Source organism: Sulfurimonas iocasae (genome assembly GCF_047716755.1).
In the GTDB taxonomy this organism is placed as follows: Bacteria; Campylobacterota; Campylobacteria; order Campylobacterales; family Sulfurimonadaceae; genus Sulfurimonas.
In genome coordinates, this window is record NZ_CP180409.1 from 529,068 (window position 1) to 542,547 (window position 13,480).

15 protein-coding genes and 3 tRNA genes are annotated in these 13,480 nt (G+C 35.3%); 16 read left to right on the plus strand and 2 right to left on the minus strand.

The annotated features are described in order from the left end of the window. Position 1: 1 nt before the first annotated feature. The 16 genes from ACLHDE_RS02710 (at position 2) to ACLHDE_RS02785 (ending at position 12,266) form a co-directional block, all read left to right on the plus strand. A complete protein-coding gene (locus tag ACLHDE_RS02710; protein ID WP_415397627.1) occupies positions 2–814 on the plus strand; it encodes an ABC transporter permease in 813 nt (270 codons plus the stop codon). Continuing rightward, entirely contained in the window at positions 811–1,584 is a 774-nt protein-coding gene (locus ACLHDE_RS02715; RefSeq protein ID WP_415397628.1) for an ABC transporter ATP-binding protein, read from the plus strand. Before ACLHDE_RS02710 ends, ACLHDE_RS02715 begins: the two co-directional genes overlap by 4 nt. After that, positions 1,581–2,318: an urea amidolyase associated protein UAAP1 gene (locus ACLHDE_RS02720; RefSeq protein WP_415397629.1), complete on the plus strand. Its 738-nt coding sequence runs from the start codon at positions 1,581–1,583 to the stop codon at positions 2,316–2,318. The genes ACLHDE_RS02715 and ACLHDE_RS02720 overlap by 4 nt, the downstream gene beginning before the upstream one ends. A 10-nt stretch (positions 2,319–2,328) precedes the next feature. After that, positions 2,329–2,949 carry an urea amidolyase associated protein UAAP2 gene (locus ACLHDE_RS02725; RefSeq protein WP_415397630.1) on the plus strand — a complete coding sequence of 207 codons (621 nt, stop codon included), beginning with the start codon at positions 2,329–2,331 and terminating at the stop codon, positions 2,947–2,949. A gap of 80 nt (positions 2,950–3,029) precedes the next feature. Beyond that, entirely contained in the window at positions 3,030–6,632 is a 3,603-nt protein-coding gene (gene uca / locus ACLHDE_RS02730; RefSeq protein ID WP_415397631.1) for an urea carboxylase, read from the plus strand. Between the two features lie 5 nt (positions 6,633–6,637). Next, the gene (locus ACLHDE_RS02735) at positions 6,638–7,522 is read left to right on the plus strand and encodes a DMT family transporter (protein ID WP_415397632.1); all 885 of its coding nucleotides are present in this window, start codon (positions 6,638–6,640) and stop codon (positions 7,520–7,522) included. A gap of 13 nt (positions 7,523–7,535) precedes the next feature. Continuing rightward, the gene (gene atzF, locus ACLHDE_RS02740) at positions 7,536–8,870 is read left to right on the plus strand and encodes an allophanate hydrolase (RefSeq protein ID WP_415397633.1); all 1,335 of its coding nucleotides are present in this window, start codon (positions 7,536–7,538) and stop codon (positions 8,868–8,870) included. Next, on the plus strand, positions 8,863–9,255 hold the full coding sequence (locus ACLHDE_RS02745) for a hypothetical protein (protein ID WP_415397634.1): 393 nt from the start codon (positions 8,863–8,865) through the stop codon (positions 9,253–9,255). Before atzF ends, ACLHDE_RS02745 begins: the two co-directional genes overlap by 8 nt. A gap of 285 nt (positions 9,256–9,540) precedes the next feature. Further along, a complete protein-coding gene (locus ACLHDE_RS02750) occupies positions 9,541–10,347 on the plus strand; it encodes a TerB family tellurite resistance protein (protein WP_415397635.1) in 807 nt (268 codons plus the stop codon). A gap of 116 nt (positions 10,348–10,463) precedes the next feature. After that, on the plus strand, positions 10,464–10,967 hold the full coding sequence (locus tag ACLHDE_RS02755) for a hypothetical protein (RefSeq protein ID WP_415397636.1): 504 nt from the start codon (positions 10,464–10,466) through the stop codon (positions 10,965–10,967). A gap of 112 nt (positions 10,968–11,079) precedes the next feature. After that, positions 11,080–11,307 carry a hypothetical protein gene (locus ACLHDE_RS02760; RefSeq protein ID WP_415397637.1) on the plus strand — a complete coding sequence of 76 codons (228 nt, stop codon included), beginning with the start codon at positions 11,080–11,082 and terminating at the stop codon, positions 11,305–11,307. A gap of 6 nt (positions 11,308–11,313) precedes the next feature. Beyond that, positions 11,314–11,532, plus strand: coding sequence for a hypothetical protein (locus tag ACLHDE_RS02765; RefSeq protein ID WP_415397638.1), 219 nt, complete (start codon positions 11,314–11,316; stop codon positions 11,530–11,532). Positions 11,533–11,598: 66 nt separating this feature from the next. Beyond that, positions 11,599–11,675 (plus strand) — tRNA-Arg (locus tag ACLHDE_RS02770). A 64-nt stretch (positions 11,676–11,739) separates the two neighbouring features. After that, positions 11,740–11,816 (plus strand) — tRNA-Met (locus ACLHDE_RS02775). A 166-nt stretch (positions 11,817–11,982) separates the two neighbouring features. Beyond that, positions 11,983–12,123 carry a hypothetical protein gene (locus ACLHDE_RS02780; RefSeq protein WP_415397639.1) on the plus strand — a complete coding sequence of 47 codons (141 nt, stop codon included), beginning with the start codon at positions 11,983–11,985 and terminating at the stop codon, positions 12,121–12,123. Between the two features lie 67 nt (positions 12,124–12,190). Then, positions 12,191–12,266: transfer RNA gene (locus tag ACLHDE_RS02785), tRNA-Arg, on the plus strand. A 12-nt stretch (positions 12,267–12,278) separates the two neighbouring features. Here ACLHDE_RS02785 and ACLHDE_RS02790 read toward each other — a convergent pair. Both ACLHDE_RS02790 and pgeF read right to left on the minus strand, forming a co-directional pair. Next, positions 12,279–12,716, minus strand: a complete 438-nt coding sequence (locus tag ACLHDE_RS02790; RefSeq protein WP_415397640.1) for a nucleoside deaminase — start codon at positions 12,714–12,716, stop codon at positions 12,279–12,281. Between the two features lie 4 nt (positions 12,717–12,720). Continuing rightward, complete coding sequence (pgeF, locus tag ACLHDE_RS02795) at positions 12,721–13,476, minus strand: peptidoglycan editing factor PgeF (RefSeq protein WP_415397641.1); 756 nt, start codon at positions 13,474–13,476, stop codon at positions 12,721–12,723. Between the last annotated feature and the right edge of the window lie 4 nt (positions 13,477–13,480).

Sequence of the window (13,480 nt, forward strand, 5' to 3'; positions counted from 1 at the left end):
CATGAATAATAAGCCATCAAAACTTGGTTCATTTTATTTAGGATTGCTACCATTTATTTTGGTAGTAATCATCTATCTGTTTGCATCTGATGCGAGACTTGCAGAGAATCCAAACGATAAGCTTTTACCGTCAATGTCAAGTTTTGTATCTGCAATTGATAGGATGGCATTTACACCCAGTAAACGTACGGGTGAGATATTGTTTATTGAAGATACAAAATCTTCATTAGAGCGTCTTGGCCTTGGTATATTGATTAGTGCAGTATTGGCACTACTTATGGCTATCCCGTTAGGGTTGATTCCATTTGTTCGTTCTGGATTATCACCTTTTGTAGCAGCATTTTCTATGGTCCCACCAATGGCTGTTTTGCCCATTTTATTCATTGTTTTTGGTATGGGTGAGATGGCTAAAGTAGCTCTCATCGTAATCGGTGTTACACCGATTTTGGTGCGTGACTTACAACAGCGTGTGATTGAAATACCACAAGAGCAACTTATAAAAGCACAAACACTTGGAGCTTCAAGCTGGACTATAGTATGGCGTGTGATTTTACCGCAGATAATGCCAAGACTTCTAGATGGTGTAAGACTGACTTTAGGTACAGCGTGGATATTTCTAATATCCGCTGAGGCTATTGCAGCGACTGAAGGCTTGGGTTATCGTATATTTTTAGTACGTCGTTACCTAGCAATGGATGTGATTTTACCTTATGTAATATGGATAACATTATTAGCATTTCTATTTGACTACCTACTTAAAAAGGTTACATATAAGATGTTCCCTTGGTATGAAGTTGGAGGGGAGAGTAAATGAGCCTTGTAACTATTAAAAAACTATGGAAAGAGTACGGCGATAATGTGGTACTTGAAAATATAAACATAGAGATAAAAGAGGGTGAGTTTTGTACACTTGTTGGACCATCAGGATGCGGAAAGACAACATTTTTAAAGATGCTTCTGGGTCAAGAGACACATACAAGAGGTACTTTTTTACTAGAGGGGAAACCTTTTCCAAGTGAGCCTGGAGTCGAGAGGGGTATCGTTTTTCAAAGATATTCGGTCTTCCCTCATCTAAGCGTTTTAGAAAACGTGATGTTGGGCATCGAGCTTGGCGGTTCGAAGTTTTTTGGAAAGCTTTTTGGCAAACAAAGAGCCAAGGCAAAAGAAAGAGCTATGGAGATGCTTGAATCTGTAGGTATTGCAGATTCTGCGGATAAATATCCAAGTGAGCTTTCAGGGGGGATGCAGCAGAGACTATCAATAGCACAGTCATTGGTGAAAAAGCCTAAGATTTTGTTGCTTGATGAGCCTTTTGGTGCGTTAGATCCCGGTATACGTGCAGATATGCATGAGCTTATACTTGATTTGTGGAGAAAGAACAACCTTACAATTGTAATGGTTACACATGATTTGCATGAGAGTTTTTATCTGGGTACGAGACTTTTGGTATTTGACAAAGTCCACTCTGACCCAAGATTTCCAAATGCTTACGGAGCACAGATAACTTATGATATCCCTGTAGGTGATACGAGAGAAACAGTGTTACAAGAGATAGATAAATCAATAATTAAGGAGAAAAAATGAGTACACAACATAGAGCAATTAAACCAGAAAATATACTTTTAGATGAGATACTGCCAGGCGGTGCCAGATGGTCTAAGATAATTCGCCGTGGAGATAAGATACGTATTACAAGTAACGATGGACTAGCTTCTCTTTCAGCAATGTTTTACAATGCTGATAATACAGCAGAACGTTTTAACTCTGCAGATACGGTAAAAATTCAACACAATGCTTTTTTTACTAAAGGAAAATCACTTTACTCAGAGCTTGGTCGCATCCTATTTTCCATAACAGATGATACTACCGATGGTCTTTTTGATGCAATTGCAGGAATTAGTAATCCGCGTATATTAAAAGAGAATTTTGGTGATGGTGTTTATGGAGATTTACGTAACTGTTACTATAAAAGTGACCGTGAAAATTTCCTTGTAGAACTTGGAAAATATGGGATGGGAAAACGTGATATGGTCCCTGCAATTAATTTTTTTAGAAAAGTAGATGTTGTTGATGGAAATAAACTTGAATTATCTACTAAACGTGCAGAGCATGGAAGTTACATAGATTTACGCGCTGAGATGAATGTTCTTCTCGTACTTTCAAACACACCACATGTGATGGAGAAAGGTGAGTACAATCCAAGTGATGTTCAACTTACGCTTTATAAAGGATCTCCTGTGACAGAAGATGATCTTTGTAAAAATTTCAGCCCACAATCACAACGTGCTTTTATAAATAATGCACGCTACTTTGCTTAAGGAGAAAAAGATGAGCCAAAATTTTGAAAATGCAGTTTATAATGAAAAAATTCCGGCAGGTGTACCTTGGAGTTATGTTGTAAAAAAAGGACAAACTCTCCGCATAATGGATCTTGAGGGATGTCAAGCTGTTGATACACTCTTTTACAATGCAAATGACCATGAAGAGCGCTACTCTGCTAATGATACGGTAAGAGAACAGGGAAGTATCTTTGTAACTACCGGAACAAAACTTATCTCAACTGATGATAATGTGATGATGGAAGTTGTTGCAGATACTTGTGGTAACCATGACACACTCGGTGGACACTGTAGTGCAGAAAGCAATACGGTTAGATATGCACTAGATACAAAATATATGCATAGCTGTCGTGACAATTATCTTTATGAGATTGGCGAATTAGAGATGGACCCTAGGGATTTAACTAACAACATCAACTTTTTTATGAATGTACCTGTTAAAGAGGATGGACATCTTATCATTGTTGACGGAATCTCTAAACCTGGAGATTATATTGATTTAAAAGCCAAAATGGATACTTTGGTGCTTGTGTCAAACTGTCCTCAGCTAAACAATCCTTGTAATGATTACAACCCGACTCCTGTTCAGATGATTATCTGGGAAGATTAAGAGATATATCTTCATTTTATAGGACGACCTATAAGATGTACATTTACGGGACGACCCGATTATATTTTAAGGATTAATATATGTTTAGTAAAGTATTGATTGCAAATCGTGGTGAAATAGCTTGTCGCGTAATAAAAACCCTAAAAGAGATGGGTATCAAATCTGTAGCAGTATATACAGCAGCAGATGCAGACTCATTACATGTAAGTATGGCTGACGAGTCTTACTATATAGGTGCAGGACTTGCGAGTGAGAGTTATTTAGATACAAATAAGATTTTAGATATTGCAAAAAAGAGTGGTGCAGAAGCTGTGCATCCGGGTTACGGTTTTTTGAGTGAGAACTCATCTTTTTCTGCGGAGTGTGAAGCAGCTGGCATCACTTTTATAGGTCCAAGAGCGGAGCATATGCAGAAGTTCGGGCTAAAACATACTGCACGTGAGATAGCTGAGGCTAACAATGTACCGCTACTTCCTGGTTCATCACTTCTTGAAGATTTGGATGAAGCAAAAAAGGAAGCTAAACGCATCACTTACCCTGTAATGTTAAAGAGTACGGCAGGTGGAGGAGGAATCGGTATGCAACTTTGCTACGATGAGACTGAACTGTGCGAGGCTTATGAATCTGTAAAACGTCTAAGTGAGAACAACTTCTCAGATGGCGGTATGTTTTTAGAGAAGTATGTAGCTGCCGCTCGTCATATAGAGGTGCAAGTTTTTGGTGATGGAAAAGGACATGTCGCAGTTTTGGGAGATCGTGATTGTTCTGTTCAAAGACGTAACCAGAAAGTTATAGAAGAGACTCCAGCCGTTGGTATCAGTGATGAGACAAGACAAGCGCTTTATAAGGCAGCAAAAGATCTTACATCTTCAGTTCATTACCTCTCTGCAGGAACAGTAGAATATGTTTATGATACTACAAACGGTGAGTTTTATTTTCTAGAAGTAAACACAAGATTGCAGGTTGAACATGGAATTACTGAAGAAGTAAGCAGTGTTGATTTAGTGAAGTGGATGATACTTCAGGCATATGGTAATAATCCAGAACTTTATGAATATAAACATACGCCAAGCGGTCATTCTATTGAAGTGCGTGTATATGCAGAAGACCCATCTAAAAACTTTCAACCTAGTTCTGGAGTACTTACAAATGTAGAGTTTGCTGATGATATTCGATGTGATACATTTGTTGAAACTGGTTTAGAAGTATCTGCATTTTATGATCCTATGATTGCAAAATTAATTGTAAAAGGCCAAGACCGATCAGATGCACTAAATAAAATTTCTAAAGCTATCCAAAATACAAGAGTAGACGGGATTGAAACAAATCTGAAATATCTTGGTGCTATAGTTGAATCTGATGTATTTCAAAACGCAACTCAAACTACAAAATATCTAAACAGTTTCGAATTTTCTACAAACTCTATAGATGTACTTCGTCCGGGAACACAAACTACTATTCAAGATTTACAAGGAAGGACAGGTTATTGGAATATAGGTGTACCGCCATCTGGTGCATTTGACGCTTTTTCTTTTTCTTATGTCAACAAGATATTGGGTAATTCTAAAGAAGCTTCAGGGTTTGAGATAGCGATATCAGGACCGACATTACGTTTTAATTGTGATTCAGTAATCGCTTTATGCGGCTCAGAGATAGATGCATACTTAGATGATGAAAGTATCTCAATGAATAAAGCTATAGAAATAAAAGCTGGAAGTGTACTAAAACTAAAAAAAGTAAGTAATCAAGGATTTAGAACTTACCTTGGAATTCGTGGTGGTCTAGATGTACCTGAATATCTTGGAAGTCGTGCTACCTTTGAGCTTGGAAAGTTTGGTGGTCACGCTGGTCGTACTTTAATCTCTGGGGACGTTATTCATATTGATTCTATGATTGCATCTGAAATATCAACAAAAGAAGTGACACCTTTTAGAAAACTAGAAAATGAGTGGGAAATAGGTGTACTTTATGGTCCTCATGGAGCACCTGACTTTTTTACAGACTCTGATATCAAAACATTTTTTGAGACTTCGTGGGAAATTCATTATAACTCAAATAGAACTGGGATACGTCTTATTGGTCCAAAACCTGAGTGGGCTAGAACCGATGGTGGTGAGGCTGGACTTCATCCGTCTAATATTCATGATAATGCTTATTCAATCGGTGCCGTTGACTTTACTGGTGACATGCCTGTTATCTTAGGGCCTGATGGTCCGAGTCTTGGAGGATTTGTTTGTCCTGTGACTATTGTAAGTGCAGAGCTTTGGAAAATGGGTCAGCTTCGTGCGGGTGATAGAGTAAAATTTGTACCGCTTGAGCATGAAAGCGCTCAGATGATGATAGATGCGCAAGAAAAAGCACTTGATTCACTAAGTACATATGATGAGAGAGAGTTTCTTTCACCTAAACCTATAGGCTCGCCTATCATCTACTCTGATGAGGCTCAAGATGATGTTCCTTCTGTAGTGTTTCGCCAGTCCGGTGACTGCAATCTGCTTGTAGAGTACGGAGAGATGCAACTGGACATCGACCTTCGTTTTCGTGTTCACGTACTTATGGAAGCACTTAACAAAGCAGACCTTGATGGAATCATAGATATCACTCCCGGTATTCGTTCTTTACAAGTTCATTTTAATCCGAAAATTTGTGAACGTTCAGAGCTTATAGAGAGACTTAAAGAGATAGAACTTACTCTTCCTTGTGTAGACGATATAAATATTCCTACTCGTGTCGTGCATCTCCCACTTTCTTGGGATGATGAATCTACACGCGTGGCGATTGATAAGTATATGAAAACAGTTCGTCCTGATGCTCCTTGGTGTCCGAGCAATATAGAGTTCATAAGACGTATAAACGGACTTGACTCTATAGAAGATGTTAAAAAGATCTTGTTTGAGGCAAGCTATCTTGTTATGGGACTTGGAGATGTTTACCTTGGTGCTCCGGTTGCTACACCGCTTGACCCAAGACACAGACTTGTTACTACAAAATATAATCCTGCACGTACATGGACGCCTGAAAATGCCGTAGGTATAGGCGGGGCATATATGTGTGTTTACGGGATGGAGGGTCCTGGAGGTTATCAGTTTGTTGGACGTACAGTTCAGATGTGGAACCGCTACCGCCAGACTGAAGATTTTACAGAGGGGAAACCTTGGCTATTAAACTTTTTTGATCAGATAAAGTTTTATGAGGTCTCTTCAGATGAGCTACATAAGATGCGTGAAGATTTTCCAAGAGGGCGTTTTAAGCTAAAGATTGAAGAGAACACATTCAATCTTAAAGAGTACAAAGAATTTCTAGAATCTAACGATGAGTCTATAAAAGAGTTTAAAAGTACACAACAAGAAGCTTTTGATGAAGAGCGTAATATGTGGGAACGTACTGGTCTTGCAAACTTCAATATGGAGAGTAGTGAAGTTTTACAAGAAAATATGCAAGTGATAGAACTAGGTGTAGATGCAGAGGCTATTGAGTCTCCGATTCAAGGAAGTATCTGGAAAGTTCTTGCAAAACTTGGTGATGTGGTAGAAGAAGGTGCAGTACTTGCTATTGCAGAATCTATGAAAATGGAAGTAGATATTGAAGCACCTGAACATGGAAAAATCACAAAAGTATTATGTAGTGAAGGTGAAAATATCAGTGCGGGTAAAATGCTTTTTGTTATTGAACCAATAAAGTAAACATAATGATTTTTAATCTTCCTGTATTTATTCTAATGGGAGCCTCAATAATGTGGGGACTTTCATGGATTCCTTTAAAATACATAAATAATATGGGTGTAGATGGATTGACGCTTACTCTTCTTACTTATGGGATTTTAGCACTTATCTTAAGTCAATTTTTACTAAAACATATAAAAATTATGTGTGAACATAAAAGAGCAATATTTTTTATAGCTCTCTTTGGAGGAGGTGCAAACCTTGCTTTTACTTATGCTCTTATAAATGGCGAAGTTATTCGTGTGATGGTGCTTTTTTATCTTCTCCCTGTTTGGGGAGTACTCGGAGGAAAATTTTTCTTAAAAGAAAGTATTGACTCTTGGCGTTATATGGGTGTGTTTTTAGCCGTATGTGGAGCTTTTCTCATTCTTGGAGGTTTTGATGCTTTTAGTACTCCTCCTTCATGGATAGACCTAATAGCATTACTCTCAGGTTTATTCTTTGCAATGAATAATCTTACCTTTCGTGCAGCTCAGGCTGTACCTGTCAGTTCAAAAGTCGGCATTATGTTTTTGGGCTGTTTTACGCTTTGTGGATTTTTACTACTTGGTGGTGCTGAAGAAATCACATTGGACATAAGTTATGAGACATGGATTTTAATACTTGCCTATTCTATATTTTGGCTTTTGCTTGCAAACATAGGTTCGCAATGGGGAGTAACTCATATGGAAGCAGGACGTTCATCGATAATAATAATACTAGAGTTAATAACAGCAGTTATATCTGCAAGCATAATAGCAGGTGAAATAATGACACCGCTCGAGTACCTTGGTGGTGTTTTTATACTTAGTGCAGCATTAATTGAAGCACTGCGTACAAAAGATGATGATATACCACAAACAACAATTTAAATAAGGAAAAATAATGACAATATCAGATTTAAAAAATAGTTATATAAATAAAAGACTGACTCCAAGAGAGTTAATGAAGCAGATAAAAGAGCGCATAGATGCTAATGCTGATAATCCTATATGGATCTACACTCTAAGTGATGAAGAATTAGAACCCTATTTAAAAAACTTAGAAAATTGTGATGCTTTATCTCTTCCTCTTTATGGCATTCCTTTCGCTATAAAAGACAATATTGATTTAAAAAATGTTCCAACTACAGCTGCTTGTCCTGATTATAGTTATACACCAAGTGAATCTGCTTATGTCGTAGCTAAACTTATTGAAGCGGGTGCTATTCCTGTTGGAAAAACAAATCTAGATCAGTTTGCTACAGGCTTGGTTGGAACACGTTCTCCTTATGGTGCATGTAAAAACAGTATAAATCCTGAGTATATATCAGGTGGCTCTAGTTCAGGAAGTGCTGTAAGCGTGGCTCTTGATATGGCAGTATTTTCACTTGGAACTGACACGGCAGGTTCAGGTCGTGTACCTGCTGCATTTAACAATCTTGTAGGGGTAAAACCTTCAAAAGGTGTTCTTAGTACTTCGGGAGTAGTTCCAGCATGTCGTAGTTTAGATTGTGTATCTATATTTGCAAATGATACACAAGATGCACGAGTTGTATTTGACGTTGCTGCTTCATTTGATGAGAATGACCCATACAGCACAGAGATGCCAAGTACACAAAATAGTGCTCTGTCTAGTTTTACATTTGCGGTACCTAAAAAAGAGCAGTTAGAATTTTTTGGAGATTCTGAAGCAGAAAAACTTTTTTACAAATCGGTTGAAAGTTTTAAGTTTATAGGTGGAGTTGCCGTTGATATGGATTTTACACCTATGCTTGAAGCAGCAAATTTGCTTTACTATGGTCCATGGGTAACTGAGCGTTATGTTGCTGTAAAAGATATGATTGAAAATAAGCCGGATAGTTTTATAGAAGTCACAAAGACAATTATTGCTTCTGGTAAAACAAAAAGTGCAGAGGATTATTTTAATGCAGAGTATAAACTAAAAGCATATAAACGTCAATCTGATATGCTTATGAAAGATATTGATTTTGCACTTACACCTACAACTGGAACGATTTATAAAATAGATGAGGTAAATGCTGACCCAATACAGTTAAACACAAATCTTGGTTACTACACAAACTTTATGAATCTTCTTGATTTTTCTGCATGTGCTGTTCCTGCAGGTTTTAGAGAAAATGGAATGCCTTTTGGTGTAACACTTTTCTCAGATGCATTTGATGATAGAAAACTAATGCAAATAGGTGAACGTTATATGAAAAAGGATTCAAATGAGTAAGTTTATAGAACTAGCAGTATGCGGTGCACATATGCGTGGACTACCATTAAATCATCAGCTTATAGAACTTGGAGCTACTTTTGTGAAAAAAACAGCTACAGCTAAAGGCTATAGACTTTTTAATGTTCCAGAGAAAACTCCACCACGACCAGGAATGGTGCGTGATGTTAGCAGTGAATATTCTCTAGAGCTTGAAGTGTGGAGTATTCCATTGGAAAATTTTGGAGCTTTTATGGTTCAGGTAGCTTCGCCTCTATGTATAGGTAGTGTAATCCTTGAAGATGAGAGTTTAGTGTACGGCTTTTTATGTGAGAGCGATTATCTAAAAGAAGCTGAAGAAATTAGTTCTTATGGCGGATGGAAAATATATTTAAATTTAAGATAAAGACATTAAATCAAAATATAAAAGTAAATAGTTTTTTTAAGAGTTTAAAATAAGGTTATGATTATCAAAGTTGAGCAGCTAAAGTTTTGTTATGCGTTGATAGTAGGCACCTTCACATTCTCTATAGCACGCTCCATAGTGTACGTTTTAGCGCTACCTATAACATCTTCAAGTGTCTGGTTAGTATTGATGTACTTAAGATTTATTGAGTGCTTTTAATAGGGTTTAATAAATATGCAATAAATTGTGCTAATATTGATGAACTATATTATAAGTGGATAAAAAATGATTAAATTAAAAAAATGGATATATTTAGCAGTAGTCTTGGTGCTATTTTATTATATATTTATTGTAAATATATGGGTAACACTTTGGGTTATAGCTTCTTTATATGTTGCATTTAAACTATATAAAATCTATGCTAGAAATAAACTAAGAAAGATATCAAGCTCTAAAGAGTTATTTAGAGAGAGCGAGTTGGGACTTTTTATTGCTCTTGTTGCAAAAGTTGCTAAAGCAGATGGAAGAGTACAAAAACTAGAAGCACAACTCGTTGGTATTATGTTTGATGACATCTCCGCTATTTTTCCCGATAAAGATAAAACAAGAGCTATCTTAAAAGAAATTTTCAATGAAGAAAAAGATAGAGATGACGACACAAAAGAGATAGCACACTCTTTAAACAAACTTCTTGGTCGTAGTAGATTAAAACGTAAACAGTTTATAGAATTCTTAATCCAACTTGCATTTGTAGACAGTGGGATTAGTTCTGATGAAGATAAGGTTCTACGTGAAATAGTTTCAGAACTAAATGTTACACCTTCTGAATATGATGCAATGGTGGGCAAGTTTGAGAATATGCTCAAAAACAAACAACAGACAATGAGTCTTGAAGAAGCTTGTAAGATTTTAGCTGTAAATGAAGGTGATGACATGAGTGTGATTAAAAAGACATATAGAAAACTCATACGTCAATACCATCCTGATATTATAAAATCACAAGATAAAGATGAAGCCTATATAGAGGAATCAACTGCTAAAACTCAAGAGATAAATCAAGCTTATGAGATTATTAAAGAGGCAAAAAAATAGTATTTAGACAAGTGATAGCTACTTTGAAAATTATTAATAATCATAACTAAGTTTTATTAGCATCATAATTCCAACTTTGCATATTGTAGTATGTTAAAAATAAATTTGGAGATAAGATGAAAAAAATTATTGTTGGGTTAATGGTTGCATTGGTATTTTTAGGATGTAGTTCAAAAGATGTTGATGAACAAGTGGTTGAACCAAAGTTAGTTGTTGGTAAAAGTCTATCAGATATGGCGCTTAATGATCAGTTTGAAAAAGCACAAGTTTTAGATGCAAGTACTAAAAAGGTCATCTTTGCATTTTCAAAAGATATTGCACACATATGTAATAACTATTTTGTTACTCAATCCCCTACATATTTAAGTGAAAACAATACTCAGTTTGTAGCAGATGTAAGTGCAGCACCTTCACTAATCAGAAGTATGTTTATACTGCCAGGATTAAAAGATTTTAAACACACAGTTTTACTGCTTGATGATAAAAAAGTAGCAGCACCATACAGAGCAAATATGAATTTAGAAAAAATTGTAGTTGCATATATTGATGATAAATCAATCACAAAAATCATAACAATCAGCTCAGAAGATGAACTAAGAAAAGTTATAGAAGCTAAGTAGCTTCTATAACTTTGGCATACTTTTAAAACTCGTCCTAGAACTATTATTAAAATTGCTAGAAGATAATTATTTATGATAGAATTATATTCATATAACATAAATAGGACTTTTAATGCAAAATCAAACAAATTTAGATAAATTAAATGATAAAGTATCACTAATATTACAGAACTATAACACTTTAAAAGAAGAGAATAAAATTTTTCGTACAGAAATAGTTACATTAAAAGCTGAAAATGAAGCAAAAAACTTTGAGATAGAAAAACTTACAGAAGCAAACGTTATGAAAGATTTAGAAATAGAAGAAATAGTTGAAAAAATAGAAAGTATTTTAGGCTAAAAATATATGAGTAAAAAAATAGGTTTACATATAGGTGGTCGTCGTTTTGATGTTGATGTAGAAGATGATTTTGCACCTTTTTTGGAACAATATATGGCAAAAGATTTCAATATAGATGGAAATAATGACTTAAAAAAAATACTTCATGCTTATGTAAGAAGAACTCATGAACTATTTCTTCAAGAGAAGGAAATAGAAAAAATCTTAAGAAAAACGGAATCTTAATTCTAGGTTTATATTATTATAAGTTAAAAGTGCTATAATTTCATCCTCTCAAAATAGAGATGGTGTGCGCTCGTAGCTCAGCTGGATAGAGTACTGGTTTGCGGTACCAGCGGTCACACGTTCGAATCGTGTCGGGCGCACCATGTAACAAACAACTACAACAATTTTACTTCACTTTTAAAAATCTTGATTTAATCTTACAGATGTCGCGGAATAGAGCAGTTCGGTAGCTCGTCGGGCTCATAACCCGAAGGTCGCAAGTTCAAATCTTGCTTCCGCAACCAAAACTAAATCTTTTTTTTATAGGTTTATAACAACACTTTTTAAACAATTTTAACTAGCCTTATATCTCACAGTACTAAGCAACATTAAACACCTTTAGAACCCGTCAATTTGTTATTTCACTATTGTTAAATGATTTAATTAAAAATTAAAACAAAAGGAAAACAGATGTCAATTAGAAATATAAATCAGACACAAAGAGTAAAAGTACTTTTAAGATTATTAGATAATCAAGAAAATATTGAAATAGCTTGTAGTAAAGCTGGACTTAATGTAGAAGTAGCAAAAAAATTCTTATCTTTAAACTAAGTACATAATAAATTAAATTAATGACACTCACGGCATTAATTTAATATAACATAGTCTCTACACCGTACTCCTTATCGCTTAACTGGATAAAGCAGTCCCCTCCTAAGGGATAGCTCGTGGTTCGAGTCCACGTAGGGAGACCAATAGATACGCTTTTATTTTCCAATATCTTCATTCCAAAGTTGAGGAGATTCTTTAATAAAAGATTCCATTATCTTGCAACACTCTTTATTGTTCACGACTTCAACTTTTATACCTCTTGATTTAACATACTCTTCAGGTCCTTTAAAAGTTTTATTTTCTCCGATTATAACTTTTTTAATTCCATATAAAAGTATGGCACCACTACACATATCACATGGAGATAGAGTTGAGTATATAGTTGCTTTTTTGTAATCACTTGCCTTTAATCGTCCTGCATTTTCTAAGCAATCCATCTCTGCATGTAAAATAGCACTTGAGTTTTGAACGCGTCTATTGTGCCCTCGTCCTACAATTTTGTTATCAATCACAAGCACTGAACCGATAGGAATTCCACCCTCAGCTAAACCTTTTTTTGCTTCTTTGATTGCTTCTTCTAAAAACACATCCATTTTTTTATTCCTTCATCATTAATACACCAGCAAATCTTCCCGTTATTTTCTCTGCTCTATATGAGAAATACTTATCACTATTACAACAAGTACATTCATTTAAGACTTCAATATTTTCCTCTTTAACTCCAGATGCCAAGAGTTGAGTCATTAAGATTTTATTTACATCTAGATAAAAAGAGTTTTCTCTTTTTTCAATAGAATAATCTAGATTTAGTTTCTTAGCTTCTTCATAAATCTCATCCCCAACTTCATAACAGCAGCTACCAATATTAGCACCAATTGTTACATATATGTTTTTAGTATGAGAGTCATAATTATTAGTAAAGGTATTAATAACATTTTGAATTATATTTTTAAAAGCACCTTGTCGCCCGGCGTGAGCAACAGCTATAACTTCTTTTTTAGAATCGTAGAAGAGAATTGGACTACAGTCTGCCACCATCACCATAAGTGGAATATTTTTCTTATCTGTAATTAGGGCATCACAGGTAGGTGGATTGTCAAAGTTCTCATTAGCACTTACAATATGGACTATATCAGAGTGTATCTGTTTCATATGAACAAGTGTTTTTTTATCGTACTTTAGTCTAGATGCTAGACGTTCATGATTTGCATCTACATCTTGTGAAATATCTTCTACATGATAAGCTAAATTCAATGAAAGATAAGGTTTTTTACTTACTCCTCCATCCTTAGTAGTAAATGCATGAGTTAAGTTTGAGAAACTATTTAATATAATACTTTGATAAATTTTCATATAA

Coding starts and splice junctions, on each gene's coding strand:
- ACLHDE_RS02710 (WP_415397627.1), top strand. CDS start 2: ATGAATAATAAGCCATCAAAACTTGGTTCATTTTATTTAGGATTGCTA.
- ACLHDE_RS02715 (WP_415397628.1), top strand. CDS start 811: ATGAGCCTTGTAACTATTAAAAAACTATGGAAAGAGTACGGCGATAAT.
- ACLHDE_RS02720 (WP_415397629.1), top strand. CDS start 1,581: ATGAGTACACAACATAGAGCAATTAAACCAGAAAATATACTTTTAGAT.
- ACLHDE_RS02725 (WP_415397630.1), top strand. CDS start 2,329: ATGAGCCAAAATTTTGAAAATGCAGTTTATAATGAAAAAATTCCGGCA.
- uca (WP_415397631.1), top strand. CDS start 3,030: ATGTTTAGTAAAGTATTGATTGCAAATCGTGGTGAAATAGCTTGTCGC.
- ACLHDE_RS02735 (WP_415397632.1), top strand. CDS start 6,638: ATGATTTTTAATCTTCCTGTATTTATTCTAATGGGAGCCTCAATAATG.
- atzF (WP_415397633.1), top strand. CDS start 7,536: ATGACAATATCAGATTTAAAAAATAGTTATATAAATAAAAGACTGACT.
- ACLHDE_RS02745 (WP_415397634.1), top strand. CDS start 8,863: ATGAGTAAGTTTATAGAACTAGCAGTATGCGGTGCACATATGCGTGGA.
- ACLHDE_RS02750 (WP_415397635.1), top strand. CDS start 9,541: ATGATTAAATTAAAAAAATGGATATATTTAGCAGTAGTCTTGGTGCTA.
- ACLHDE_RS02755 (WP_415397636.1), top strand. CDS start 10,464: ATGAAAAAAATTATTGTTGGGTTAATGGTTGCATTGGTATTTTTAGGA.
- ACLHDE_RS02760 (WP_415397637.1), top strand. CDS start 11,080: ATGCAAAATCAAACAAATTTAGATAAATTAAATGATAAAGTATCACTA.
- ACLHDE_RS02765 (WP_415397638.1), top strand. CDS start 11,314: ATGAGTAAAAAAATAGGTTTACATATAGGTGGTCGTCGTTTTGATGTT.
- ACLHDE_RS02780 (WP_415397639.1), top strand. CDS start 11,983: ATGTCAATTAGAAATATAAATCAGACACAAAGAGTAAAAGTACTTTTA.
- ACLHDE_RS02790 (WP_415397640.1), bottom strand. CDS start 12,716: ATGGATGTGTTTTTAGAAGAAGCAATCAAAGAAGCAAAAAAAGGTTTA.
- pgeF (WP_415397641.1), bottom strand. CDS start 13,476: ATGAAAATTTATCAAAGTATTATATTAAATAGTTTCTCAAACTTAACT.